The 26649-nt window shown below is 63.2% G+C and carries 24 protein-coding genes and 1 tRNA gene; 18 read left to right on the plus strand and 7 right to left on the minus strand.

The annotated features are described in order from the left end of the window. Positions 1 to 11 precede the first annotated feature (11 nt). The 10 genes from B0E55_RS03970 to B0E55_RS04015 all read left to right on the plus strand — a co-directional run bounded on the left by B0E55_RS03970 (position 12) and on the right by B0E55_RS04015 (position 10247). Positions 12 to 1229 (plus strand): lipase family protein, encoded by a 1218-nt coding sequence (locus B0E55_RS03970; protein ID WP_080909133.1) that lies wholly within the window; start codon positions 12 to 14, stop codon positions 1227 to 1229. A gap of 4 nt (positions 1230 to 1233) precedes the next feature. Continuing rightward, positions 1234 to 1620, plus strand: a complete 387-nt coding sequence (locus tag B0E55_RS03975; RefSeq protein WP_019744839.1) for an MmcQ/YjbR family DNA-binding protein — start codon at positions 1234 to 1236, stop codon at positions 1618 to 1620. After that, on the plus strand, positions 1617 to 2834 hold the full coding sequence (locus B0E55_RS03980) for a sensor histidine kinase (RefSeq protein WP_019744838.1): 1218 nt from the start codon (positions 1617 to 1619) through the stop codon (positions 2832 to 2834). The genes B0E55_RS03975 and B0E55_RS03980 overlap by 4 nt, the downstream gene beginning before the upstream one ends. 51 nt (positions 2835 to 2885) lie before the next feature. Beyond that, positions 2886 to 3677 carry a LytR/AlgR family response regulator transcription factor gene (locus B0E55_RS03985; RefSeq protein ID WP_047889180.1) on the plus strand — a complete coding sequence of 264 codons (792 nt, stop codon included), beginning with the start codon at positions 2886 to 2888 and terminating at the stop codon, positions 3675 to 3677. After that, positions 3674 to 4045, plus strand: coding sequence for a membrane protein (locus tag B0E55_RS03990; protein WP_003939880.1), 372 nt, complete (start codon positions 3674 to 3676; stop codon positions 4043 to 4045). The genes B0E55_RS03985 and B0E55_RS03990 overlap by 4 nt, the downstream gene beginning before the upstream one ends. Before the next feature lie 10 nt (positions 4046 to 4055). After that, complete coding sequence (locus tag B0E55_RS03995) at positions 4056 to 5807, plus strand: sodium/solute symporter (protein ID WP_019744836.1); 1752 nt, start codon at positions 4056 to 4058, stop codon at positions 5805 to 5807. 162 nt (positions 5808 to 5969) lie between these two features. Then, entirely contained in the window at positions 5970 to 6332 is a 363-nt protein-coding gene (locus tag B0E55_RS04000) for a DUF485 domain-containing protein (RefSeq protein ID WP_003939976.1), read from the plus strand. Next, entirely contained in the window at positions 6329 to 7966 is a 1638-nt protein-coding gene (locus tag B0E55_RS04005) for a solute symporter family protein (RefSeq protein WP_003939876.1), read from the plus strand. The genes B0E55_RS04000 and B0E55_RS04005 overlap by 4 nt, the downstream gene beginning before the upstream one ends. Positions 7967 to 8039: 73 nt before the next feature. After that, positions 8040 to 8471 carry a type II toxin-antitoxin system Rv0910 family toxin gene (locus tag B0E55_RS04010; RefSeq protein ID WP_003939735.1) on the plus strand — a complete coding sequence of 144 codons (432 nt, stop codon included), beginning with the start codon at positions 8040 to 8042 and terminating at the stop codon, positions 8469 to 8471. A gap of 120 nt (positions 8472 to 8591) precedes the next feature. After that, positions 8592 to 10247, plus strand: a complete 1656-nt coding sequence (locus tag B0E55_RS04015; protein ID WP_080909134.1) for a substrate-binding domain-containing protein — start codon at positions 8592 to 8594, stop codon at positions 10245 to 10247. Position 10248: 1 nt separating this feature from the next. Here B0E55_RS04015 and B0E55_RS04020 read toward each other — a convergent pair whose 3' ends face one another. Both B0E55_RS04020 and B0E55_RS04025 read right to left on the minus strand, forming a co-directional pair. Next, a complete protein-coding gene (locus tag B0E55_RS04020; RefSeq protein ID WP_080909135.1) occupies positions 10249 to 11154 on the minus strand; it encodes an ABC transporter substrate-binding protein in 906 nt (301 codons plus the stop codon). Positions 11155 to 11219: 65 nt separating this feature from the next. Beyond that, the gene (locus tag B0E55_RS04025) at positions 11220 to 11492 is read right to left on the minus strand and encodes a WhiB family transcriptional regulator (RefSeq protein WP_019744832.1); all 273 of its coding nucleotides are present in this window, start codon (positions 11490 to 11492) and stop codon (positions 11220 to 11222) included. 115 nt (positions 11493 to 11607) lie between these two features. On the opposite strand from B0E55_RS04025, the gene B0E55_RS04030 reads away from it, so the two are divergent. Further along, positions 11608 to 13884 carry an ATP-dependent DNA ligase gene (locus B0E55_RS04030; protein WP_080909258.1) on the plus strand — a complete coding sequence of 759 codons (2277 nt, stop codon included), beginning with the start codon at positions 11608 to 11610 and terminating at the stop codon, positions 13882 to 13884. Positions 13885 to 13905: 21 nt separating this feature from the next. Here B0E55_RS04030 and B0E55_RS04035 read toward each other — a convergent pair whose 3' ends face one another. Continuing rightward, positions 13906 to 14601, minus strand: a complete 696-nt coding sequence (locus B0E55_RS04035; protein WP_080909136.1) for a MerR family transcriptional regulator — start codon at positions 14599 to 14601, stop codon at positions 13906 to 13908. A 107-nt stretch (positions 14602 to 14708) separates the two neighbouring features. Here B0E55_RS04035 and B0E55_RS04040 point away from each other — a divergent pair, with 107 nt between their 5' ends. Next, the gene (locus tag B0E55_RS04040; protein WP_080909137.1) at positions 14709 to 15932 is read left to right on the plus strand and encodes an erythromycin esterase family protein; all 1224 of its coding nucleotides are present in this window, start codon (positions 14709 to 14711) and stop codon (positions 15930 to 15932) included. Between the two features lie 5 nt (positions 15933 to 15937). Here B0E55_RS04040 and B0E55_RS04045 read toward each other — a convergent pair whose 3' ends face one another. Continuing rightward, on the minus strand, positions 15938 to 17077 hold the full coding sequence (locus B0E55_RS04045; protein ID WP_080909138.1) for a serine hydrolase domain-containing protein: 1140 nt from the start codon (positions 17075 to 17077) through the stop codon (positions 15938 to 15940). 250 nt (positions 17078 to 17327) lie between these two features. On the opposite strand from B0E55_RS04045, the gene B0E55_RS04050 reads away from it, so the two are divergent. From B0E55_RS04050 to B0E55_RS04065, 4 genes are all read left to right on the plus strand, one after another. Next, positions 17328 to 17861 (plus strand): NlpC/P60 family protein, encoded by a 534-nt coding sequence (locus B0E55_RS04050; RefSeq protein ID WP_080909139.1) that lies wholly within the window; start codon positions 17328 to 17330, stop codon positions 17859 to 17861. Positions 17862 to 17926: 65 nt separating this feature from the next. Further along, complete coding sequence (locus tag B0E55_RS04055; protein WP_020908708.1) at positions 17927 to 18613, plus strand: response regulator transcription factor; 687 nt, start codon at positions 17927 to 17929, stop codon at positions 18611 to 18613. After that, entirely contained in the window at positions 18610 to 19605 is a 996-nt protein-coding gene (locus B0E55_RS04060; RefSeq protein ID WP_029255973.1) for a HAMP domain-containing sensor histidine kinase, read from the plus strand. Before B0E55_RS04055 ends, B0E55_RS04060 begins: the two co-directional genes overlap by 4 nt. A 108-nt stretch (positions 19606 to 19713) precedes the next feature. After that, positions 19714 to 21216: a DUF4153 domain-containing protein gene (locus B0E55_RS04065; protein ID WP_241896000.1), complete on the plus strand. Its 1503-nt coding sequence runs from the start codon at positions 19714 to 19716 to the stop codon at positions 21214 to 21216. A 73-nt stretch (positions 21217 to 21289) separates the two neighbouring features. On the opposite strand, the gene B0E55_RS04070 is transcribed toward B0E55_RS04065, so the two are convergent. Continuing rightward, entirely contained in the window at positions 21290 to 23626 is a 2337-nt protein-coding gene (locus B0E55_RS04070) for an arylsulfatase (protein WP_080909141.1), read from the minus strand. A 205-nt stretch (positions 23627 to 23831) separates the two neighbouring features. On the opposite strand from B0E55_RS04070, the gene B0E55_RS04075 reads away from it, so the two are divergent. After that, on the plus strand, positions 23832 to 24500 hold the full coding sequence (locus B0E55_RS04075; protein ID WP_021332258.1) for a TetR family transcriptional regulator: 669 nt from the start codon (positions 23832 to 23834) through the stop codon (positions 24498 to 24500). Between the two features lie 35 nt (positions 24501 to 24535). After that, entirely contained in the window at positions 24536 to 25453 is a 918-nt protein-coding gene (locus B0E55_RS04080) for a TauD/TfdA dioxygenase family protein (RefSeq protein WP_080909142.1), read from the plus strand. Position 25454: 1 nt separating this feature from the next. Here B0E55_RS04080 and B0E55_RS04085 read toward each other — a convergent pair whose 3' ends face one another. Beyond that, complete coding sequence (locus B0E55_RS04085) at positions 25455 to 26417, minus strand: formylglycine-generating enzyme family protein (protein ID WP_080909259.1); 963 nt, start codon at positions 26415 to 26417, stop codon at positions 25455 to 25457. 49 nt (positions 26418 to 26466) lie between these two features. Beyond that, positions 26467 to 26542, minus strand: a tRNA-Arg gene (locus B0E55_RS04090). Positions 26543 to 26649: the final 107 nt, after the last annotated feature.

A 26649-nucleotide genomic window follows, 5' to 3' on the forward strand; every position in this document is an offset into this window, starting at 1 on the left:
GAACACTGCGTATGACGGTTCGGAGTTCGAGGGTACGCGCAGGCTGGGGAGTCGTGGTGGCGAGCGCGCTTCTCGTGAGCGTCGGCTGCGGATCGGATGCCTCGCCAGATGTCTCTGTCACCGACAACGCAACCACGACTACCCCGCCGGTCGAGAGCAGCGCGCAACGCGGCGTCGTGTTCGACAGTGAACCCTTCACCAGCACAGCCGAAGTGGCGGCGTCCGGAGCGAGCGCGGTGAAAATCCTGTACGGCTCCACCTCCGGTATCGACGGCCGGGAGACCCAGGTATCGGGAACCGTGTTCACACCGCCTGGAACGCCGCCGGAGGGCGGTTGGCCGATCGTCTCCATCGGCCATGGCACGACGGGTATTTCGGACGACTGCGCGCCGTCGACCTCGCCGACCCTCTTCGGCACGATCGGCCTGGTCGCGCCGTTTCTCGACTCGGGATACGTGGTCGCTGTCTCCGACTTCGAGGGCCTCGGCACTCCGGACCCGCATCCTTACCTGCAACCGGACACCGCGGCGTTCAACGTCACCGACGCGGTTCGAGCGGCGCGCAACGTCGTTCCGGACACCTCGACTCGGTGGGCAACTCTGGGGCTTTCCCAAGGCGGGCAGGCTTCCTGGGCAGCGGCCGAGGAAGCCGACGCCTATGGCGACGGACTCGAATTCGTCGGTGCAGCAAACCTGTCCCCGGCAGCGGACATCTCGCCGATCATCTCGAGTGATTCCGAGGTGAATCTGTCACTGCCTCAGCAACTGCTGCTGCCCTATGTACTCGAAGGGCTGTCCCTCACCCATCCGGAGCTCGAACGAACCGACTACGTGCGCGGCGCATTCGAGCAGAACTACGACCTGCTCACCTCGTGCCTGACCTCTCGCGCGACGGAGAAGTTGGGTCTTGTCGGAAAGGTGACGCCCGCCGACACCAGGCCAGCTACCGCTGAGGACGCGGACCGAATTCACGCGTGGCTCAGCGACGTTGCTCTCCCACGTCAACGCGCGAGCGGTCCGATGTACGTAGTCGTCGGTACCAATGACAACCTCATCCGTCCGGAATGGACCGAGGCGGCCGTCGAACGTGCCTGCGCCGAAGGTGACGTCATCGAATTCCAGGCGCGACCGGGCGAAGGTCACGCGGACGGCGCCGCTGTGCCGGGAGCTGTTGCGTGGGTGAAGGATCGATTTGCAGGTGTTCCGGCACCGAATACCTGCGGGTCGTGAATCGATGACGGCGTCGGCACGAATCCGCGCTCTGGCACTGGCATTGCCAGAGGCAACCGAGCGGGTCAGCCACGGTGAATCGTCGTTTTTCGTGCGCAAAGCGCCGCAGTTCGTCACCATGGCAGATCACCACCACGACGATCGCCTCGCGATCTGGGCCGCGGCCCCACCTGGGGCGCAGGCAGATTGGGTCAGTCGCGATCCGACGAGGTTCTTCGTCCCCCCGTACGTGGGTGGCCGGGGATGGATCGGTGTGTACCTCGACGTTCCGAGTGCCGACGAGACCGAGGACGAGAAATTCTGGAACGACGTAGCCGACGTCGTCGAAGATGCGTACCGCACGGTGGCTCCGAAAACACTGATCCGGAAACTGGACGAGGATTCGCGTTGAGTCCGGCCGTGGTCGCGCTTCTCAGCGTGCTGATTCTCGCAGTGGCCGGGGCACTGACAGCGGTGTGGATGCGCACCAGACGTGAGGTGACCACCCCGACCGAGCGTGCCGTCCATGCCGCGCTCCATACGGCTTCACTTGCCGCGCGGCCACTTCGGCGTGGACTCGACAAGAATTCGGCCGCCGAGGCGGCGCCTCACCTACGCGAGCTGACCGGCGGTTCCGGTCTGGGCCTCGCAGACGCGTCCGGAAATCTGCTGGCGTGGGACGGCCGTCACGAAGCGTTGTCCGATCAATTCCACGACGCCGCCATTCGCGCGATCGAAGGCGAACGCCGGGTGCTCGTCACCCACTCGGACCTGGTGCGCGGACCGAGCGATCACCATGTGCGAGCGCTGATCGCTCAGCCCCTGCTGATCGAGGACATCGGCGTGGTCGGCGTGCTGGGAATCGTCACCAGCGAAGACCCGTGGCCGGGAATGCTCGGAGCGGTCACCGAGGTGGCTCGATACGCCTGCAGCCAGATCGAACTCGCCGACCTCGACGCGTCCAGAGCCCTGTTGGATCGCGCCGAAGTGCGTGCCCTCCGCGCGCAGATCAGTCCCCATTTCATCTACAACGCGCTCAACACGGTCGCGTCGTTCGTTCGAACCGACCCGGCGCGGGCCAGAGAACTGATCCTCGAGTTCGCGGACTTCACCCGGTATTCGTTCCGATCTGCGGGTGAGTTCACCCTGCTTGCCGACGAGCTACGCAACATCGATCGTTACCTGACCCTCGAACGCGCGCGATTCGGGGAGGCGCTGAACGTCCGCCTTCAGATAGCACCCGAAGTGCTCAACGTGGTTCTTCCCTTCCTGGCTCTCCAGCCGCTGGTCGAGAACGCGGTTCGTCACGGCATTTCGAGTAAGCCGGAGGGCGGGACCGTGAGCATCGTGGCCGCGGACGAGGGACCTGACTGCATCATCAGCGTCGAGGACGACGGTGTGGGGATGGACCCTGAACTACTGCGTTCCGGCTCACTTGACGCCATCGAGTCGGGATCGGGACGACCCAGCGCACGCGAAGCTGCTCACGTCGGTTTGGCCAACGTCGACGACAGACTTCGTGCCGCGTTCGGCAACGACTACGGACTCGTGGTGGAGACAGCGCCGGGTGCCGGTACGAAGGTCAGCATGCGTGTTCCCAAGTTCAAGCAGGGTATTCACGTCTGATTCTCGCCTTCGATGATCAGGCTGAAACCGTCGTGGGAACATGGACCTGTTGTGAACGAGACTGACACTGATGCCCAGCTGACCGTCCTTGCCGTCGACGACGAGAAACCAGCCCTCGACGAGCTGGCCTTCTTGCTGCGCGCCGAGGACTCGGTGGCGCACGTTCACACGGCATCGGATGCGACGACTGCGTTGCGGATACTGCGCGGTGGAAGCATCGACGCGGTATTTCTCGACATCAACATGCCCGGACTCGACGGTCTCGAACTGGCAGGCATCCTCTCCAACTTCGCGACGCCACCACCCGTGGTGTTCGTGACAGCGCACGACGATCGAGCGGTTGATGCATTCGACCTCGGTGCCGTCGACTACCTACTCAAACCGCTCCGAGAGGAGCGTCTCGCTCAGGCCGTTCAACGGATCGTGGGGTTGGCCGGGCGCACCAAGAGCGAGAACAAGCCCGAAGCTGCGTCCACCGACGAGGTGATCCCGGTGGAACTGGGCGGCGTCACGACGCTCGTTCAACGCTCCTCGGTGGAGTGGGTGGAAGCCGACGGGGACTACGCGCGTTTGCACACCGCCGGGAAGTCGCACCTGGTACGCATCCCGATCTCGACACTCGAATCACGCTGGGCCGACGCGGGCTTCTTGCGCGTGCACCGCTCCTACCTGGTGTCTTTGGCGCTGGTCACCGGCATCCGCACAGTAGGCAGCGGATTGGTGGTCTGTCTGCGCCCGCACGGAGACAAGCCTGCCGTCGAACTTCCGGTCAGCCGCAGACACACCCGTGAACTCAAGGATCGACTGGTTCGTGCGCCCAAGCAGAGTTGGTTGTCACGGTGACGTCGCAGTCCGATCCTCCGCAGCGTGAGCGCGTTGTGTTGGCGCAACGTAGTGGCGCACGGATCGTCCGTACGCGGGTGGAGGTGCAGGAACAGACCGAAGTCGGCGACGCCATGATCCGCGGTCTCGTTCGCGCGCAGTTGGGGCTGGCGATTCGCCTTGCCGTCGTCGCAGCCGGGCTCCTGTGTGCAGTACCGCTTCTGACGCATCTCTTCCCGACACTGTCGGAGGTCGCAGTCCTGGGCATCCGGTTGCCGTGGCTCGTGATGGGCGGCGCCGTGTATCCCTTGCTGTTGACCACAGGCTGGGTGTTCGTGCGTCGTGCGGAGCGAAACGAGCAGGACTTCAACGACATCGTGGACGACTGAGCGCGGCGCTGTGGGAGGACAACCTATCCCGGTGCTGACGGTGCTCGGCATCGTTGCGGCGGCCGTGGCAACCGTGGCTATCGGAATCTACGGCGTTCGGCTCGCTCGTACCACCTCGGACTTTCTCGTCGCGTCCAGAACCGTCAGCGCGCGGTGGAATGCGACGGCCATCTCCGGTGAGTACCTCTCCGCTGCTTCGTTTCTCGGCGTGGCCGGGCTGGTCGCGAAATACGGCGCCGACGCCCTCTGGTATCCCATCGGATTCACCGCCGGATACCTCGCCCTGCTGCTGTTCGTCGCAGCACCGCTTCGGCGTTCCGGTGCATATACCGTCCCCGATTTCGCCGAATTCCGTCTCGGCTCACCGCGATTGCGCAAGCTCGCAATGCTCGTCGTCGCGATGGTGTGCATCCTGTATCTGATTCCACAGTTCCAAGGCGCGGGACTGACGCTCAACATTCTGCTCGGGGTTCCCAGCTGGATCGGCGGGGTCGCGGTCGGGGTCATCGTCATCGCCAACGTCGTCGGCGGCGGGATGCGATCGATCACCTTCGTTCAGGCCTTCCAGTACTGGCTGAAACTGACTGCCGTCGCGATTCCCGCTGTGGCACTGACCTTCTACTTCTTCGGCGATCATCACGACGTCGGCGCGTCGATGCCGCCGACGGTCACCACTGCGACGACCGTCGACATCACCACCGACGTCGTCGTCCAGGTATCGGAGCCGGTGACGGTCAGCGGCGGCACAGTCGACGGGCGAGTGGTCGAAGGAACCGTGACACTGGGCCCGGGGGAGCACACCCTCGGTGAAGGCATGTCCATGGTTCTCGACGCGGGAGCCGCGGTTCCCGTCGTCGCCGGAGCGCCCGCGCAGAACTCGGATTGGATCACCCCGGGTTGGGGTTTCGGCGGGCCGCACCCGATGTATCAGGTGTACTCGCTGATGCTCGCGACCTTCCTCGGAACGCTCGGCCTGCCTCACGTTCTCGTCCGGTTCTACACCAACCCCGACGGCCGGGCCGCTCGTCTGACCTCGCTTGCAGTTGTCGGTCTGGTCAGCGTGTTCTACCTGTTTCCGACCCTCCTCGGCGTCTTCGCTCGCCTGTACGTTCCGCAACTTCTGATCACGGGCACCTCCGACGCCGCGGTGTTGCTGCTGCCGGGTTCGGTGTTCTCGGGGTGGGGCGGACAACTGCTGGCAGCCCTCGTCGCGTCAGGTGCCATTGCCGCCTTCTTGTCGACGTCGTCCGGATTGCTCGTCAGCATCGCGGGCGTCGTCAGTACCGATGTTCTCCGCGGACGAGTTCGAGACTTCCGTATTGCAGCGCTCCTGGCCGGGCTCGTTCCGCTCGTGCTGTCGCTGGCGGTGGTGTCGGTCGACCTCTCGAGAACCGTCGGGTTGGTGTTCGCGGTCGCCGCGTCGACGCTCTGCCCACTGCTCGTGTTGGGTATCTGGTGGCGCGGTCTGACTGCCGTCGGCGCGGGGGCGGGGATGGTGGTCGGTGGATGTGTTGCGGGCACTGCCGCCACTGTCGCCGTCCTGGGTGGTTTGTCGGAGGACGTCCTCGGTGGCTGGCCGGCAGCCATTTTCGCGTTCCCGGCCGCGGTGAGCGTGCCGCTGGCGTTCCTCACGATGATCGTCGTGAGCAAGGTGTCGTCGAAGCAGATACCGGCAGATATTGCGCGAATCTTCACGCGGATGCACGCCCCGGAACGGCTCGGAATGGGCTCCGATCGCGAAGACGATCTCCGCCAACCCTGACTTTCACCGCCCGAACCCTCTGCCGTTGGTCGCGCCTGCCTGACCGTTCGGCGCAGCGCGCGACTGCTCACCGTGTGACTGGCGCCACAGCATCTTCATGTGACTCCGATCTCACTAACGTCTGTGCGTAGTTCACTTCACACGCGAGGCGAGGAGCCGGCAGTGTCCACAGCAGAAATCAGTGAGGGGTCGCCGCAAGAGCGACGTACCCCGGATGCCCAGGCATTCATAGACATGCAAGCGAGTCCCGAATTCCAGGAACTCCGAACGCGTCTGCGCAAGTTCGTTTTCCCCATCACTGCATTCTTCCTGCTCTGGTATGCGGTGTACGTCGTCCTGGCTACCTATGCCCACGACTTCATGGCCACCAAGGTCCTCGGCAACATCAATCTCGGCATCATCCTCGGCCTCGGGCAGTTCGTCACGACCTTCGCCATCACCGCGTGGTACGTGAAGTTCGCCGGTCGTGAGCTCGATCCCCGCTCCGCCGCCATCCGTGAAGAACTGGAAGGTCCCGCACAGTGATCACCACACTCGCCGCGTCCGGAACGGACGTAGGAAACCCCGCCTTCAACATCGCGATCTTCCTCGCGTTTGTCGTCGTGACCATGACGCTGGTCATCCGCGCCAGCCGGACCACCAAGAAGGCATCCGACTTCTACACCGGCGGTGGGCAGTTCACCGGCCCGCAGAACGGGTTCGCCATCGCCGGCGACTATCTCTCGGCGGCATCGTTCCTCGGTATCGCAGGTGCGATCGCCGTGTACGGCTACGACGGCTTCCTGTACTCCATCGGATTCCTTGTGGCCTGGTTGGTTGCATTGCTTCTGGTCGCCGAATTGCTCAGGAACACCGGCAGATTCACGATGGCCGACGTCCTGAGCTTCAGGCTCAAGCAGCGTCCGGTGCGCATGGCGGCAGCCCTGTCCACCCTGGCCGTTTCCCTCTTCTACCTTCTTGCCCAGATGGCCGGCGCCGGTGGACTTGTCGCCCTGCTGCTCAACATCGACGGCAAGGTGGGACAGTCGATCGTCGTCGCGATCGTGGGTGTGCTGATGATCGTGTACGTCTTGGTCGGCGGCATGAAGGGCACCACCTACGTACAGATGGTCAAGGCAGTTCTGCTGGTTGCCGGAGCCGGAATCATGTTCGTACTCGTTCTGTGGGCAGTGCGCGGCAACTTCTCTCAGTTGCTCGCCAATGCGCAGGACATGGTCAACAGTTCCACCACCAAGGGTGTGCAGGGACGAGACATCCTCGGACCCGGTGCCAAGTACGGTCTTTCCGGAATGACGAAGCTCGACTTCATCTCTCTCGGAATCGCTTTGGTGCTCGGCACTGCGGGCCTGCCGCACGTGCTGATGCGCTTCTACACGGTGCCCACTGCCAAGGAAGCTCGCCGCTCGGTGACCTGGGCGATCGCGCTCATCGGTGCCTTCTACCTGTTCACACTGGTTCTCGGCTACGGCGCGGCCAGCATGGTCGGACCGGACAAGATCTTGGCAGCGCCAGGTAAGGAGAACGCGGCCGCTCCGTTGCTCGCCTTCGAGCTCGGTGGCACCATCTTCCTCGGCATCATCTCCGCGGTGGCGTTCGCGACCATCCTCGCCGTCGTTGCCGGTCTCGCGATCACCGCTTCGGCGTCGTTCGCTCACGACATCTACGCCAGTGTCATCAAGCGCGGCAACGCAACCGAGGAGCAGCAGGTTCGAGTTTCTCGAATCACCGTCGTGGTCATCGGACTCGTCTCCATCGTTCTCGGCATCATGGCGATGGGGCAGAACATCGCCTTCCTGGTGGCCCTCGCCTTCGCAGTGGCGGCCTCGGCGAACCTGCCCACCCTGCTGTACTCGCTGTTCTGGAAGAAGTTCAACACCACCGGTGCGCTCTTCAGCATCTACGGCGGTTTGGTCAGCTGCTTGACGCTGATCGTGTTCTCCCCGGCAGTGTCGGGCAAGCCGTCGTCGATGTTCCCGAACTCCGACTTCGCCTGGTTCCCGCTCTCGAACCCCGGCATCGTCTCGATCCCGCTGGCATTCGTCCTCGGCATCGTCGGTACGTACATCGGACGCAACAAGATCGAAGATCCGGCAAAGCAGGCGGAGATGGAAGTTCGCTCCCTCACCGGCGTCGGCGTCGAAAAGGCTGTCAGCCACTAAGAGGGGCAAAGCCCCGTGCGTCTTTCTGGTACCTCTGGTTACGGAAAAGGCGCACGGGGCTTATTGTTCTGCCATGGCAAAGCTCACAGTGAAAATCGACGTTCCGCTTCCTCCTCAAGAAGTGTGGGACAAGGCCTCCGATCTCAGCGGCTACGAAAACTGGCTCGTGGTTCACGACGGATGGCGCAGTGAACTTCCCGAGCAATTGGGTGTCGGCACCGAGATCAGCTCGGTCGTGACGGTGAAAGGCCTGCGCAACCGTGTTCGGTGGACCATCAAGAAGTACGACGTCCCGAAGGCGATCTCGCTCAAGGGAGACGGCAAGGGCGGGGTCAAGCTCGGTCTCGAACTCGACGTGAAGGCAAAGGGTGACGGGTCGGAACTCGCGCTGACAGTCGAGTTGGGCGGCGCGCCGTTGTTCGGCCCGATCGGTTCGAGTGTGGCGCGGGCGCTCAAAGGCGATGTGGAGAAGTCACTGGCCCAGTTTGTCCAGATCTACACCTAGTTTGTGGAGATTTCCACATAGAGCTACTTCACCGCTAACATGAGTTAGGATTCTTTTCGGCGGGATAAACCGGGCATCAGTTGGTTATTGATGCGGGTCCCGCCGGAAAGGATTCGATCAATGTCGTCTCGTCATGGGTACGGCGCACCACCTGCGTCCATGCCTCGATCCGTGCAGGTTCTGATCGGACTCTTGGCGGTAGTTGCAGTCGGTGGAACGGCAGCATTCGCCGTGACGTTCAAAAGCGTCAGCGACAAGGGAGAACTCGGTGCGGGCTCCGCCGCAGCTGCGACGGCAACCAACTGTGACAACCCGGAAACCGTGACCGTGGCGGCCGATCCGTCGATCGCCTCGGGGCTCGAAGCTGTCGCCGCTGCCATCCCCGCCGCGGATCTCGGATGCAGCTCGCTCAGCGTGACGCCGCAAGATCCCGTGCTCACCGTCGCGGCGATCGCCGACGGTACGGCGCCCGCACTGTGGATCCCTGATTCGAGCGAATGGCTGGACAAGGTTTCGGCGAGCGGGCAGGAGATTCGCCGGATCAGTAACTCGGTCGCCTCCACCCCGGTTGTCGCCGTCTCTGCGCCGGGTACCGAGGCACCCGGCGCATGGACGGATGTCCTCGGCGCTCCATCGCTGCACATCGGCGATCCCCTGACCAGTGCCGTCTCCAGCGCGCCGATCGTGGCGGCCTTTGCCGAGACCCAGTCGCGGGGCGGGGACCTCACATCCATCTCGGCAGCCCTGGTCCCGGTGGCACAAGCGCAGTACGGAAATCTGAAGGAAACCGGTTCGACCGGGCGCATCCAAACCGTGGACGCGTCCGGTGGAACCGCGGTGACTACCGAGCAGACCTTCGAGGCTTATCTCGCCGCACATGCGGACAGTCGACTCACCGCGTCGGTACCGTCGTCCGGTTCGGTCTTCATGGACTACCCGATGGCAAGTGTGGGTGCAGACTCGTCGGCGGCGGACGACGCCGGCAAACTGCTGGCGGCAGCGCTGGCATCGGACACCGGGCGTTCCGTACTTGCCGGCCTCGGGTTCCGCGGCGCGGATCAGGCTCCACCGGTAGCCGGTGGAGTGGGAAAGGTTGGCTCGCTGGTGCCGTCCGATCCGTCTGTGGTCACCAAAGCGCTTGCGCGGTACGAGATTCTGTCCAGGCCTTCTCGCGCGCTGGCAGTTGTCGACGTCTCGGGGTCCATGGACTACATGCAGGACGGGGTCACTCGAATGGCCGCGACGGCGCAGGCCGGTGACATCGCGATCCGAATGTTTCCTGCCAACGCACAATTGGGTCTCTGGGCGTTCTCCGTAGACCTCGGTGACGGGACGGACTACCGCGAACTCGAACCTGTCGCCCGTATGGATGCAACCGAAGGTGACACGGATCATCGGAGCAAACTGCTGTCTCGGATCGACAACCTCTCTTCGATCGTCGGCGGCGGAACAGGTTTGTACGACAGCGTTCTCGCCGCGTATCGGTCCATGCAACAGTCCTACGATCCGGCCTCGATCAATTCGGTGATTCTGCTTACCGACGGTGCCAACGACGATCCGTCGGGTATCGCCCTGCAGGAACTTCTCGACACCCTGACTCGCGAGCAGGACCCGACGCGGCCGGTACCGATCATCACCATCGGTGTCACCGACGACGCCGATACCGATGTGCTCGAGCAGATTTCGACTCTCACCGGCGGTAGCAGTCACTTCGCTCCGACACCGGCAGACATCCCGAAGGTGTTCGTCGGCGCGATCAGTGGGCGCGCCGGCTGAACTACTCGAGAACGGGTGCGTCGGCGCTGTCGGTGATCCATTCGGTTGCGAGCTTCTCGAGGGTTCCGTCGGCGTAGAGCGCATCGACTGCCGCGGAGACGCACTCGGTCAGCGGACTGTTCTTCTCGAGCACCAAACCGAAGAATTCGGTGACTGCGTTGGGCCGCGGAAACTGACCCACGATGACCGACCCGGGCAGTTCGTTCTCGGTGATGTGAAATCCGGTCGGGATGTCGACGACCAATGCGTCGATCTCGCCCGCGGCCAGCGCAGCTTTCGCGTCGTCCGTGGTCGCGAACTCGCGTGGCGCAGTGGTCGGAACAATCGTGTCGGTGATCGCCGCGAGGCTGGTGGAATCGGTCTGAGCGCCCAAACGGTAGCCGGCCAGATCCGCAAGATTCTTTGCACCGGCGGCCTTGCTTCCGCGTGAGGCGATCACCGACTGCGCCACTGCGTAATACGGCGAGCTGAAGTCGACGTTCGCGCGGCGATCCCCGGAAATCGTGAACTGATTGACGTCGAAGTCGAAATCCTTGGGGCCTGGTTTCAATGCGTCGTTGAAGGCGACAGTGGTGAAGCGAACCTGGTCGGTGTTGTACCCGAGCTTGTCGACGACCGCCCGGGCCACCGCACCCTCGAGGCCTTTGCCGTTAGACGGATCGTTGTCGACGAACCACGGCGCGTACGCCGGTGAGTCAGTGGCGATGGTCAGGACACCGTCTTCGAGGGTGGTCCCGCTCTGGGGTCCGCACTTGTCCACTGCGGTCGTCGAGGGAAGTTTGGTGAACGCCTCGGGAACCGTGGTGGTGGTATCTGCTGCCGCAGGTGCCTCCGGCTGCGACGAACACGAGCCCAACAAGATCGAGGAAGCGAAGATCGCGGTCACGGCAACTGCGCGTCGTGTCATAGGCACTAGGCCATCTTGCCTGTTTGTCCGGTCTGGACGTGACGGGGGTCTCGTGTGAGCGGAGTTCACGCAGCTGAGCGTCGCAGTGCAAGGCGCTCCGACGGTGTCGTCCCACCCCAGACTCCGTGCGGTTCAGCGGTCTCGAGTGCAAAGGTCAGGCAGTCCCGAATGACCGGGCAGCGGAAGCACACCTGCTTCGCGGAACTCTCCCGTGCAGCCCGATTGCGTCCGCGCTCTTCACCCGGCGAATAGAACACCGCCGGGTCCACTGTTTTACAGGTGGCGAACATCCGCCAGTTGTTGTCCACCAACGGCTCCACGGAACTGCGAACTGTCATCGTGGTCTCCTCTCCCATCGAGAATCCAGTCTTGCCCGTGGCCTGGCGCAGCGGCAGGTTTCCGATCCATCAGATTTCTACTGCCAGACGCAGCGCTATCCAGCACAATGAGGAGATGGCAACGACGGATCGGGGTCAGATCACTCTCGACGGCACAACCGTGTCCGTGACCAATCTGGGCAAGATCCTCTACCCCGAGAGCGGCACCACGAAGGCCGAAGTCATCGACTACTACACCCGTATCGCCGCAGTCATGCTTCCGCATGTCGTCGGTAGACCTGGTACTCGTAAGCGTTGGCCCAACGGTGTGGACGGTCAGTCCTTCTTCGAGAAGAACCTGGCGTCGTCTGCCCCGCAGTGGCTCACGCGTGCGTCGCTGCAACATTCTGATCGCGTCGTCACTTACCCGATTTTCGATTCCGTTGCATCCCTGGCGTGGCTGGGGCAACAGGCGGCACTCGAATTACACGTTCCCCAATGGCGATTCGACGGTTCCGAGCGTGGTCCGGCGACACGACTGGTATTCGATCTCGACCCGGGTGAGGGCGTCGGATTGTCCGAGTGCGCCGAGGTGGCGAGGTCGATTCGAGATCTGGTCGCAACTCTGGGGTGGACGGCCTATCCGGTAACCAGTGGTAGCAAGGGAATCCACCTCTACGTTCCACTGGATCGAGCCTTGGACGGCAGTGGTGCGTCGACTGTCGCCAAGCAGATCGCCACCGGGCTCGAGAAGCTTCACCCGGATCTCGTCACCGCGACGATGGCGCGAAATGTCCGGGCAGGCAAGATCTTCGTGGACTGGAGTCAGAACAACGCAGCCAAGACCACCATTGCGCCGTATTCGATGCGTGGTCGCGATCAACCCTATGTTGCCGCGCCGCGCAGTTGGGACGAACTCGACGATCCGAAACTGCGCCACCTGCTGTTCGACGAGGTTCTGGAGCGCGTCGAATCCGACGGTGATCTGCTGGGCGATCTGGATCCGCCGGTCTCGGCGTCTGTAGCCGATACGTTGACGCACTACCGCAACAAGAGGTCGGCCGACCGGACACCGGAGCCGATCCCTGCTGCAGTGGACAAGGAGACAGCGGGCAATACCTTTGTGATTCAAGAACATCACGCCAGACGATTGCATTACGACGTTCGTCTCGAGCGGGATGGTGTGCTCGTGTCCTGGGCAGTCCCGAAGGGTGTGCCGACCAGTGCCGGAGAAAATCGGTTGGCCGTGCACACCGAGGATCATCCGCTCGAATACGCCACGTTCTCGGGCACGATTCCGAAGGGGGAGTACGGCGGCGGTTCGATGACGATCTGGGATTCCGGGACATACGAGACCGAGAAGTGGCGTGAAGACGAGGTGATCGTGCGCTTGAGTGGGGAGCGGGTGCAGGGACGCTTCGCGCTGATCCGGACAAAGGGTGATCAGTGGTTGATGCATCTGATGAAGGATCAGAACGCGAGTTTCGGAACGGAGTTTCCCAAGAATCTCGAGCCGATGCTTGCCACCGCTGGAACGCTCGAAGGTCTCGACCCGCAGGAGTGGGCCTTCGAAGGAAAGTGGGACGGGATTCGAGTGATTCTCGAATATCATTCGGGCACAATGTCGCTTCGCAGTCGCGCGGGTAACGACAAGACCCGGGACTATCCAGCCCTTGCCGGGTTGGCCGAGGTGCTGGACGGTCATGACGTGGTTCTCGACGGTGAGGTGGTGGCGTACAACGACGCGGGAGTTACAGATTTCGGCCTCCTCCAGCGAGGTGGGGAACCGGTGTTCCTGGCCTTCGATCTTCTGTACCTCGACGGAGTGTCTTTGTTGCGGAAGTCCTATTCGGATCGCCGCACCGTGTTGAATGCGTTGGCGGGCAAGGTCGGTGAGCTCGAGGTACCACCGCAGATCGAGGGCACGGCGGAGAACGCCTTGGAGGTGAGTACCGATGCCGGGTGGGAAGGGATTGTCGCCAAACGTCGTGCATCGGTCTACCTTCCAGGGCGGCGGGGGTCGAGTTGGATCAAGGTGAAGAACTGGCGCACCCAAGAGGTGGTGATCGGTGGGTGGCGCACCGGGCAGGGCAATCGAGCGCAGGGGATCGGGGCGCTGCTCATGGGAATTCCGGGTGAGGACGGATTGACCTACGTGGGGCGCGTCGGTACCGGCTTCAGTGATCGTGATTTGGAGTCACTGCTTGCGTTGCTGGAACCGTTGCGTCAGAAGGAAAGTCCGTTCGAGGAGGAACTTCCAGCAGATGACCGCAAGGGTGCGGTGTGGGTGAGGCCTGAACTCGTCGGTGAGGCGCGGTTCATGGATTGGACGGCGACCGGACGCCTTCGCCACCCGAGTTGGCGGGGTCTGCGGGAGGACAAGAAGCCGGGCGACGTCACAGGGCGAGAATAGGTTGCGTCGACGACGGCCCGGCTAGGTCTGATCCAGCATCGTGAGATAGGCATCGAGCTGAGCCGCGCCGGCGAGAAGGTTGCGACTGCGTGTGGCCAGCCGGTCTTGCCAGGATTCGAGGAACGCTGCCAATGAGTCCGCTCCGCCGGCCTCGCGCAGCGAATCGAGAAACTGGGCGACTTGCGACAGTCGGTAGCCGCCGCGCCGCAGCTGCCTCGCGATCTCGGCGTCGCGCACACACTCCGGACCGTATTCGCGATAACCCGTTGCTCGTTCGCGCTCGGGGTGCAGGATGCCGTGCTCTTCCCACGTGCGCAGTGTCGCCGGATGAACGCCGAGACGGCGCGCAAGCTCACCGACCGTCAGCGCTGGACCGTGCACCAGTGCCGGTGCCATGGTGGACAGAGTCCCCAGCGTTGCGGCTACCTCGGTGCGAGTTCCTCGCTCGGCGAGCAGTGTCACGTGTGCACTGTCGATCAGGCGGTAGGCGGACTCGGTGTCGCCCTGGTTGGTCGCACGCATGATTTCCGTGGCCCGCTGGTGGCCGTGACCGCCGCGCAATGCGAGGAAAGTGCGCAGGGCCTGCGCGTGCACTGGGGTGTATCGCCGGTAGCCGGAGTTGCTGCGCTCGGCCGGAGGAAGGACGCCGGCGTCGTCGTAATTGCGGATCGCCTGTGCGGACAACCCGTGTTCACGGGCAAGGTCGATGGGCCGCACTGATCACCTCCGATTGAGGCTTTTCACGATATGCCCCAGGTAATTGTTGTAAAAGTTTCACCCGAATCTTCAACGATACTGTCGAAGGCAGTCCACCTTCGAAAGGGATGATCATGTCCACTGCCCCAGCGCTGAGTGAGTTCGGCCGCCAACTCGAAGACGCGGCAAGTCTTGGTCGTGCCGTCGACGAACTGCTCGCAGCACGAACCGAGGTGCCGGCTCTGCTCGCTCTCGGCGAGCCGACTCATGGGATCAAGGCTTTTCCGTTGCTGCGCAACGAACTTCTCGGCCAACTGGTCGAACGAGGATATCGGTCGATCGTGCTCGAAACAGATGTCTTTGCGGCATTGCTTGTCGACGGCTACGTGAACGGGGGAGAGGCGGACATCGAGAAGGTGCTCGCCACAGGCTTCAGCCACGGATTCGGTGCGGTACCGGGAAACCGCGAACTCGTCGAATGGCTACGCGAGTACAACGACGGCCGCGCTCCGGCTGACCGAGTTCGCTTCTACGGCTTCGACGCTCCGGTGGAGTACTCCGGTGCACCGAGCCCGCGCCGCGCACTGTCTGCGGCAGGTGACTTCCTGCCCGCCGCGTTGCGGCCGCAATCTCTCGACGACGCCGACCTTTTACTGGGTCAGGACGCCGACTGGACCAACCCGGCGGCGATGTTCGATCCGGCTGCGTCCGTCGGCAACTCCGATCATGCTCGCGCTCTGCGCATCATTGCGGACGACCTCGGCAGCGTCCTGCGGCGCGCCGCACCAGTGCTGCGACCCGCCGACCCGGCCGGGTACGACCTGGCCCTTGCACATTCACGCACCGCTCTGGGGCTCTTGCGCTATCACTCCGCGATGGCGAGTTCCGCTCCTGATCGCATCGGAACACTGCTCAGTCTGCGTGCCGAGATGATGGCCGAGAACCTGCTGGCGGTCGTCGCCCAGGAGCAGCGACGCGGGCCGAGCCTGCTGTTCGCACACAATGCCCATCTCTTGCGAGTGCCGTCCGACATGCCGGTCAACGGCGACGTGGTCAGTTGGGGGAGCGCCGGCTCACTTGTCGGACTTGTCCTCGGGGAGCGTTACGTATTTTTGGCAACCGACGCCAACCCCGACAGTGATCCGGGCACTCTGCAGGGAGCGTTGGCCGATGCGACCGGTCGGCGTGCCCTGTTCTCGACTCCGGCCCTGCTAGCCGCGCTCGGCCCGTCGATCACCGCGGGAGAAGCGATCCTGCCAGGGCATCTGCCGCTGAAACCTTCGGAGTTGGACGGCGCCGACGCGGTCATCTTCGTCGCGGATACCGACGGGCAGCGTCATCAGTACTGGTAACAGCGTCAGGGGCAGAGCGCGTGCGAGAGTATCGCGACGGTGTCCGGTTGGTCCTTCGGCGTCGACGTCAGCGTCACGGTGAACGCACGATCCGGCGTCGCACCGGACAGCGTGTAGTACCCGTAGATCCCGCCACTGTGGCCGGTATAGGTGACGCCGCAGGGAAGTTCGGTGGCGCCGACGCCCATCCCGTACCCGAGCCCCTCGGCTTCGGTGGCGCCGACCTGAGGGGTGGTCATCTCGGCAAGCTGCTCGGCCGGCACCACCTGCCCGTCGAGTAGCGCACGCCAGAAGGCGTTCAGGTCTGTGCCCGTCGAGACCATCGCTCCGGCAGACCAGGGGATCGACGGTTCCGTGCGGGAAACATCGGTCAGGCCACCATCGAGATCCTGATAGCCCGTCAGGTGATCGCCCCTGATGTCGCGCTCACCGGCCGCCGGGAGGTACGTGTCTTCCAGGTCCAGCGGGTCGAGTATCCGAGACTGAAGTTCGTCGGCGTAGCTGCGGCCGGTCACCGATTCGACGAGCATTCCGAGAACGATGTAGTTGGTGTTGGTGTAGACGAACGACGTTCCGGGGACGAATTGCGCCGGTTTGCCGAGGGCGATGGCGACCGCGGCGGACGGCGTCAGCGTTCGGTCCTCGTTTGCGGCAATCCATTCGTCGGCGCCGGGTTCTCCGGCGAACTCGGGTAGGCCGCTGCGATGTTGCAACAGTTGCCGCACGGTGATTGCGCTACCGTCTGTGCCACTGCCGTCCATGTCACTGCCGTCCATGTCACTGCCGTCCATGTCACTGCCGTGCAGTAGGCCCGGGAGGTACTGCTCGATCGGTGCGTCGAGGTCGACCTTGCCTTCGGCCACCAACTGCAGGACGAGTGAAGCGGTGAATGTCTTTGTCACACTTCCGATCCGGACCCGATCATTCTTGCCGATCGAATCGCCGTTGGTCCGATTGGGTACGCCGCTGGTCATGACAGCCGTCGTGGTGCCGTCGTCGAGTGTTGCGATCGACCCGACGACACCCGACCTGGTGAGTCCGTCGAGATCCGATTGAATCTCCACTGCGCGCTGGAGCGTCGAGCAACCGATCAGCGCCGTGGTGGCTCCGATGATGACCGCGGCGACAAGGAGGTATGAGCGCATGATTTCGAATCTAGGGATCCGCCGGCTCCGACGGATCCAGGAAATCCCCGATCATTCCCTGATCTTTGCCAGGCCGGGACGTAAGGCCTGTTTGTCGAAAACCGACAAATAGGATCAATGATTCCTGTCCGAACACCACGTCTACGCCGTTAACATCCGAACGAAGTGTTTGTTTTCACGTGTCTTACCAGTTCACGGCTATCGAGGTGCGCTGCCGCGCGCCGAAACGACTCCCACGAAGGACGGATGCATGAAGAAGTCGACACTCCGCACGGGAACGGTCGCTGCTCTGCTGACCGGAAGCGTCCTGTTGCTCTCCGCTGCCCCCGCCTCGGCCGACCCGGGGAGCCTCGGTAGCGGCGGCAGTAGCGGGAGCTCCGGCAGCCTGGGAAGCGCAGGAAGCATCAGCAGCGGATCAGCCGCCCTCCCCATTCCGAGTCCGGCAGGCCTGATCGCGCTGGCAGCAGCGAGCACTCAGACCGGAAAGCCCTACCAATGGGGCGGAGTCGGGCCGAACTCGTGGGACTGCTCCGGGCTGGTGCAATGGGCGTTTCGGCAGGCAGGAGTGAATCTGCCAAGGACCAGCCAACAGCAGGCCAACGTCGGACAGCCGGTTCCTCGGTGGGCCCTCGCGCCCGGCGATGTCGTCACCTTCTACCCCGGTGCGACGCACGTCGGCATCTACGCCGGATTCGGAATGGTGTTCAACGCCTACGGAGTTGGTGTTCCGACCGGACTGAAGCCGCTGGCGGATCTGCCGATCAACAACATCCGCAGGTTCTAGAACCTGCACAGAACCTTCACAAGTCCTCCCAGGTTCATCCACGAGGGCCGAATACAGTCAGTTCCATGAGTCAGCGAAGAGTGCTCGTGGTCGACGACGAGGTCAGTATCTGCGAGTCCATCGCAGCGAGGCTGCGTGCCGAGGGCTACGACGTCGAGTTGGCATTCGACGGTCCCAGTGCTGTGACCCGTTGCGAGCAGATGGATGCCGACCTAGTGGTGCTCGACGTGATGATGCCGGGATTCGACGGCCTCGAAGTCTGCCGCCGCATCCAGGCCGTGCGCCCGGTGCCCGTGCTGATGTTGACCGCTCGTGCCGATGAAACCGACATGCTGATCGGTCTCGGCGTCGGGGCCGACGATTATCTGAGCAAGCCGTTCAGCATGCGTGTCCTCGTCGCCCGTGTTCAGGCATTGCTTCGGCGCGCTGATCGTGCGGAGCACGCTGCTCGCCCGGTGGCCGACTTGCTCGAGTTCGGCGACGTCGTGATCGACCTGACCGAACGTCGAGTGCGTCGTGATACGCAGGAAGTCCACCTGACTCGCACCGAATTCGATCTCATCGCCTACCTGGCGGAGCGGCCGCGAGCGGCGATCCCGCGGGAGTCGCTGCTCGAGGAGATCTGGGGCTGGGGTGAGGGAGCGGGTAGTCGGACCGTCGATAGCCACGTCAAGGCTCTACGACGCAAGCTCGGACCTTCCGTGATCCGGACCGTTCACGGCGTCGGGTACGCCTGGGACGTGCCGCGATGAGCGGCGTCGACCGACTCTTTGCACGGTGGCCGCGGCCGCTGGACCCGATGCGATCGTTCAAAGTGAAGGTCGGCCTCCTGGTTGTCGCAGCGCTGTTGTTCGCCGCGGGCGGTTTCTGGCTGACGTCGCAACAACCGTTTCGTTTTGCTCTCCTGACGGCGTTGGTTGTCGCTCTCGGAGTTACACAAGTGCTCGCACACGGAATGACGTCACCGCTTCGCGAGATGACAGCCGCGGCGAAGGCGATGGCGCGCGGCGATTATTCGCGGCGGGTACGAGCGACTTCCCGCGACGAGGTAGGCGAACTCGCCCATGCGTTCAATCGGATGGCCGAGGACCTCGGGGCCGACGACCGGTACCGCCGCGAGTTGATCGGCAACGTCTCCCACGAATTACGGACGCCCATCACCGCTTTGCAAGCCATGCTCGAAAACGTTGTCGACGGTGTCGAAGAACCGGATCCGGCGATGATGAAATCGGCGTTGCGGCAGACGGAACGACTGGGAGCGCTGGTGGCCGACCTTCTCGACCTCTCGAAACTCGAGGGCGGCGCTATGCCGTTGAAGCGCCGCCGTTTCGAGGTCGAGCCGTTCCTACGTGAGCTGTCGAGTGTGAGTGCGGGCGACATCGAGATAGACGTCAAGCCTCCGAAATTGTCCGTGGTAGCCGATCCGGATCGCCTCCATCAGGTGGTGACCAACCTGGTGGACAACGCGGTTCAGCACGGGAACGTCGACACGAAAGTTGTCATCCGAGTACGTACCGGCAGTGCAGGGGAGTTGGTGCTCGATGTCCACGACGACGGCCCCGGCATCGAGCCACAAGCCCGTGAGCGAGTGTTCGACCGCTTCATCCGCGGCGGATCGACCGACGGGGGTACCGGGCTCGGCCTCGCGATCGCGAAGTGGGCGGTCGAATTACATGACGGCAGGATCGCCGTCGTCGATGCCCAGTCGGGCTGCTGCATTCGAGTAGTGCTGCCGCAGAGCTGAATCAAAGTTTCCAACGAGATCGAGAGATCTCGCGATGGCGCATGCCTTCATCAGGCATTCGCCCGTAGTTCCGAACCCGAAATTTGAACCCGAAACATGGGAGATCACATGAGCGCTCCAATAGTCATTCCGCCGAAAGCGCCGATACCGGTTGCAAAACCCAAGCGACCCAGCCGGTTCTGGCGTCCCGATCGCACGTCGATGGCCACCCGCTCGATGCTCGTCGGCGCGAGCGGCGTTGGGGCGCTGGCGGCCCTGATCCTCGATCCAGGTTTCGTGAGTATCGCGTACGTCATCGTCGGTGTCGGCGTGGTGATCGTGTTCGGGATTCTGACGCCGCCGCGGATGTCTGCGACGCAGTGGGCCGCCGCGATGGGGATGCTCGCACTTCTGGGCGTTGCCGCCGTTCGCGGTGCGGAGTGGTTGGTGTTCCTCTGCGTCGTAGCTGCGTGGGTTCTGTTCACGTGGACTCTGATCGGCGGGCGGACGTGGACCGGAATACTTCTGGGAACGGTCGCTCCCTGGCGGGCACCCCACCGTACGGTCAACTTCGTTCGTCGTCGAAAACTTGCTACCCGCTCTGCTCCGCGGGTGCCGGCGGCGCGAGTTGTCGTCGTGAGCGCAGTGTCGATTCTTCTCCTGCTGATTTTCGGATCTTTGTTCGTGAGTGCGGATCCGGAGTTCGCGAAGATCTTCGGCGGCTTCGCTCCTGCCATCTCCGTGTCGAACCCGGGAGCACGGATCTTTGCCGGCGTCGTGATGGCGTTCGGCACGCTGGTTGCGGTGTACCTGCGTCGCAGAACGCCGACGGTGGACGCGTTTGCACCTGCGCCGGCGACGCCGTTGCCGATGTGGGAGTGGGCGGTCCCGCTCGGAGTGCTCAACGTGCTGTTCCTCGGTTTTGTTGCAGTACAGACGAAGACGCTGTTCGGGGGAGACGAGCACGTGCAGGTGACCGATGGACTGACCTACGCGGACTACGCGCGTGAGGGTTTCTGGCAGCTCATGGCGGTTACCGTGCTGACGCTGCTCGTCATCGCCGTTGCAGTGCGGTACATCGACCGCCGCGACGCTGGATCGAGGCGTCTTGCCCGCGGACTCCTAGGTGCCCTGTGTGTCTTCAGCCTGGTGATCGTGGCGTCCGCTGTGCACCGGATGTGGTTGTACGAGAATCAGTACGGTTTCACGGTGCTCCGGGTCAGCGTCTTCGCGACAGAGCTGCTTCTTGGCTTCGTGTTCGTGTTGTTGCTCGTCGCAGGTATTCGGATGTCCGGGAAGTGGCTGCCCACAGCTGTTCTCGCCACTTCGGCCGTCGCGCTGCTTGCCTTCGCGGTGTTCAACCCCGATGCGTACATCGCGCAAAAGAACGTGGAGCGGTTCGAGGGCGGCAAGAGCATAGACGTTTCCTACTTACGCGGGCTCTCCGTCGACGCGGTACCTGCCTTGGATCGTCTACCGGAACCGCAGCGTTCATGTGCCTTGAGCAGATATCGATTCGGAGTGCCGGGCACCACTGCGCCCTGGGAGTTCAACGCAGCGCGTGAGAAGGCGCGCGACATCCTGGAAGCTCGCCGGGTCGGGCCGTGCCTGCAGATGTACACGGTCGGATAGACGCAGGGCGATTGTGCAGCCGCACGGCAGATATCGCGTGCGGCTGCACAATCGGCGAGCGTCGCCTGTTCGATCAGTGCACGGCGAGTGAGATTTTCTCCCGTTCCTCCGCGGACACCACGTCGCGGGTGGAGCGTAAGTCGATCGTCACGCTGTTGAGTTTGCCGCCGTAGCGGAACGTGCCCTTGTCCGCGAACTCTTCCGCGACCGGGCTTCCCCGGTTGATGCCGACGTCGAGCTGTTCGTTCATGCTGAAGATCGCCCGAGTGGTCTTCTCGATCCGGCCCTCGGAGACCACCTCGCCGTCGACGCTCAGGGTTACGGTTCCACCCTTGCCGATTCCGCCGCCGTCGTACTCGAAGTGGACGGACACCTCGCGCGCATCGGGTGCCAGCGGGTTGCGCCCACGCACGAAGGTCCGACCACCGCCGCTGAAGTTGTAGCAGTAGACGGGGACGGAATCGAGTATGTACAAAGCGAATCCGCCGAACCGGCCACCGAGGCTGACCAGCATGCCGTCGGCGACGCTACCCAGACTCGCGGTCAGCGTGTACGAGCGGTTGAAGAACGTCGGCGCGGCTTTCTCGACCAGGCCGTTCATGTGTGGGTACAGCGTGAGGGTCTTTCGGCCCATCATCGGATGCGGGGGTCGTGATTCCGCGGTGGCGTGGCGACCGACCGTTCTGTCGTCCAGCGGCAACACCTGATATTTGGCCGCCTCGACGAGGAACTTTTCCTTGAGCCGGGCCAGGATCTCGGGATGCTCGTCCGCGAGATCGCGGGCCTGCGACCAGTCGACCGAGGTGTCGTACAGCTCCCAGCGGTCTTCGCTCATCGGTGTGAGCTCGAGGCCGTGAGTGGCCATCAGCCAGGGTGCGCGGTGGGCCGTGACTGCGGTCCAACCGTGATCGTAGATTCCGCGGTTGCCGAAGATCTCGAAATACTGTGTGGTGTGGCGCTCTTCGGCGTCGGGCTCGGCGAAGGTGTAGTTCATCGCCACGCCTTCCATCGGTTTCTGGGTGACCCCGTCGACGCTGGTCGGTGCCGGAATCCCGGCAGCTTCCAGGATTGTCGGCGTGATGTCGACGCAGTGATGCCACTGCTCCCTGATTCCTGGCTTGTCGATCCCCTTGGGCCAGTGGGCGATCAGACCGTTTCGGGTACCGCCGTAGTGGGACGCAACCTGCTTGGCCCACTGGTACGGGGTGTCGAGAGCCAGAGCCCACGACGCCGGATAGTGCGGGTAGCTGGTTTCGGTCCCCAACTCGTCGTAGCGCGCCAGTACGTCGGATGTCGCACTCTTGTAACCGTTGAGGCCGGCGAGGTAATTGAACGAGCCCTCCATGCCGCCCTCGGCGGAGGCGCCGTTGTCACCCAGCATGTAGAGCACCAGAGTGTTGTCGAGTACACCCATTTCCTGCAACCGGTCGACGAGCCTGCCTACCTCGTCGTCGGTGTGCTCGAGAAATGCCGCGTACAACTCCATCAAACGGGCCGAGACCTTCTTCTGGTCGTCGTCGAGTTCGTCCCAGTGCGGGAGCCCCGGAGCCCAGGGGGCCAACTCGGTGTCAGGAGCGACGACGCCCAGTTCCTTCTGCTTTTGGAGGGTGATCTCACGTTGGCGATCCCACCCGTGATCGAATTCGCCGACGTACTTGTCCAGGTAGCGGTCCGGGACCTGGAGTGGAGCGTGGCACGCGCCGAAGGGGAGGTAGCAGAACCACGGCTTGTCCGGGTCCATCGTGTTGACGCCCTCGACCCATTCGATCGCGTGGTCGACGAGATCTTCGGACAGGTGGTAGCCCTCCTGTGGCGTCTTGGGTAAGTCGACCATCGTGAAGTCCTCGTAGAGAACCGGGGTGAACTGATCGGACTCGGCACCGAGAAAACCGTAGAACTTGTCGAAACCCTCACGGACCGGCCACCGATCGAACGGCCCGGCAGCGGTGGTCTCCCACGTCGGGGTCTGGTGCATCTTGCCGAAAGCGCCCGTCGCATAGCCGTTTCCCTGCAGGACGCGTGCGACCGTGGCGGCAGAGGCAGGGCGGGTACCGTTGTATCCCGGTGCCGCGTTGGCCATTTCGGAGATGACACCCATACCGACACTGTGGTGGTTGCGCCCGGTCAGTGTGGCGGCACGCGTCGGCGAGCACAGAGCCGTGGTGTGGAATCGGCTGTATTTCACGCCGGTTTCGGCCAAACGCTCGGCGGTGGGCGTGCGGCACGGGCCACCGAACGCGGAGGGTGCGCCGAATCCGACGTCGTCGATCATGATCAGCAGCACGTTCGGGGCCCCGGCCGGCGGGCGAAGCGGTTCCGGGCGGGTGTACGGGGGATTCTGATCGGGGTAGTACACGGCGGCCGCGACGTTCGGCGTCTCGGGAATGATCGGGATGGAATGGCGATTCACCAGCAGGCTCCTTGGCGTATGCAAAACCGGGTCGATTAAGCAGTCGTCTTAATCTGGAGCGTAACGGTCACGACTTCACTAGCAGTCTCGGTCTCGCTGACTGGGACAATCACCCCTGTGAGTGGTTAAGGAGTCCCTGCACTCCCAAACCGCGCACAGGGGGTGGGTCTTGCGGAATTAAGACAGTGACTTATATGGTCGGTATATGCCCGCCTCGTTGGATGCCAAGAACGCCATGATCGCCGTCGCCGAGCGGATGTTCGCCGAGCACGGTATTCACGAAGTGTCCATGCGGGACGTGGCGACTGCGGCCGGGCAGCGCAACAACTCTGCAGTTCAGTATCACTTCGGCGGGCGAGACGGTCTGGTGCTGGCCGTATTCCGGCATCGGATGGATCAGATCAATGCAGCGCGACTGACGTATCTCGACGACGTCGACGCCAGTGGGCGGACCGATCTGGTCCGTGCTTTGGTCGAAGCCTTCCTGTACCCGCTGGCCGATTTCATGGCGACGGTCGACGGGTCCAACTATGCGCGGTTCATCGCGAGAATTTCACCGTCAGTAGATACACAGAGTGCTGAGTTTCGCGAGGTCAGTGAAGGAATCAACGAGGTAGTCGGCAGGTTGACGCGGGCGTTGCCGCATCTGCCCCGCCGCGTCGCGGTGGAACGGATCGATCTGACGTTCAACATGAGCGTCTCTGCTCTGGCCATCTTCGAGCAGCGCCGCGAAGACGAAAACCCCGTTGTGCAGGCAGATTTCGATACGACGGTGGATCATCTGGTCGATCTCGCGGTAGGAGCACTGACAGCGCCCCAAAGCGCACACAAACGCACACGAGCAAAGCGGGTGCACGCGTCGACTGACGTGTGACCCCGCGACACGACACGACAGGACGGAGTCATTCGATGGCTACCCTTACATCATCACGAACAGTCCAAATCGGCAATCACACAATCGAATTCGGACCACGCGGAATGAGGCGCAATCCGGAAGGCGTTGGATCGAGGCCGTACGAGCGGTTCACTCTGACACCCGTCACACCGTTCATCGGTGCCGAGATCAGCGATATCGACTTGCGTGATCCGTCGGAGGAGCAGATCGAGGACGTGCGCCGGGCCCTCCTCGAATGGAAGGTCGTGTTCTTTCGGGACCAGCCGATTTCGAGCTTGAATCATCGTGACTTCGCGGCCCATTGGGGTGAACTCGAGGTTCATCCACTTCTCCCGCAGGGAGAGGTCCCGGCAGTCGTCAGATTCGAACGCGGAGAGGACAGTCCAGGAACGGAGAACATCTGGCACGTCGACGTCACCTGGACGAAGACGCCGCCACTCGGTTCAGTACTTCGGGCGATCGACGTACCGCCTGCCGGTGGTGACACGCTCTGGGCCGATATGGGTAACGCCTTCGACTGCCTCCCCGACGAGATCAAGGACTTGATCGACGGCAAGGACGCCATCCACGATTTTGTGCCGTCCTTCGGACGCGGCATGAGCCCGGAGAAGTTGGAGCAGATGAAGGAGCAGTACCCGCCGGTTCTGCATCCGATGGTGCGTAAGCATCCGGAGACCGGGCGGAAGACGCTGTTCGTCAACAGCCTCTTCACCACCCACATTCCGGATATGGATCCTGTCGAAGGCAACGATCTGCTCAACCTGCTGTTCGCGCAGGTCAAGGTCCCGGACTTTCAGTGCCGCTTCAAGTGGGCGCCGAATTCCATTGCCTTCTGGGACAACCGGGCCACCCAGCACTACGCTGCGAGCGACTACTTCCCACATCGCCGCGTCATGGAGCGGGTGGCCATCCTGGGGGACGTGCCCTTCTGATCTACTCCTGCGGAATGCGGATGATGCACCGGAAGCCGACGTGGCAGGTCGAGGACTCCTCGGATTCGCCCTGCCGCGCGCCGGGGCGATATCGCAAGCAGTAGTTCGGTGCACACAGATGTGAGCCGCCTTTGATCACCCGTCGTGCGTAGGGTTCGCCGGCCAAGGCCTCGGTGGCGAACTCCGCGCGGGGATTGCGAGGAATGCAGCACGACGAGGCCGGCGCGACGTTCTTGGAACTGTGGGCGTGGTCGGACGTGTAGTGATCGGCCGTCCATTCCCACACGTTCCCGGCCATGTCGAACAGTCCGTAGCCGTTGGGCCGGAACTTTCCGACCGGAGCGGTGCGCTCGTACCCGTCCTCGAGCAGGTTCTCCCAGGGGAACTGGCCCTGCCATACGTTGCCACCGGGCCGCCCGCCCGGAGAGTCGTGATCGCCCCACACGTAGGCCTGGCGATCGAGTCCGCCGCGGGCGGCAAACTCCCACTCGGCCTCGGTCGGGAGTTCCTTGCCGGCCCACGCGGCGTAGGCCTGGGCGTCGAAGTACGACACGTGGGTGACGGGGTGCCGTTCGCGTCCCCCGATGTTGCTGTCGGAGCCCTCGGGATGGCGCCAATCGGCGCCGGGAGTGAACGACCACCACCGGGTGTAGTCGTCGAGTGAAACCGGGCCGGGTGGCGAATTGAAGACCAACGATCCCGGGACGAGGAGGGCTGGATCGGCGTCGGGATAGTCGGCGGCATCCGGGGCGATTTCAGCAGTGGTGACGTGGCCGGTTGCCTTCACGAAGCGTCGGAACTCGGCGACTGTCACCGCCGTCGTGTCCATCCAGAATCCGTCGACGGTGACCTGGTGAACTGGGCGTTCTTCCGGATAGAAGTCTTCGGAGCCCATCCAGTACGTCCCACCCGGGATCAAAGACATGTTCTTCGGTGGAGTTGCCGTGGAGTGAGGCGTCGTCATGAATTCAAGAATGGCACGTTGGTCACGCCGATGTAGGGAGAGTCCCACCTGGTGCCCTCGGCAGGATTCGAACCTGCGACCCTTCCTTTAGGAGAGGAATGCTCTATCCCCTGAGCTACGAGGGCGGGGAGCGTACCGACAAGCGCTGAAAACCGTGTGCTGCCGGGGTTTTCGCTTCCCGATACTACTTTTGCATCCGCTCGACCTGTCGGCACGAAGCCTCGGGCGTCAC

Source organism: Rhodococcus sp. 66b (assembly GCF_002076325.1).
In the GTDB taxonomy this organism is placed as follows: domain Bacteria; phylum Actinomycetota; class Actinomycetes; order Mycobacteriales; family Mycobacteriaceae; genus Rhodococcus_F; species Rhodococcus_F erythropolis.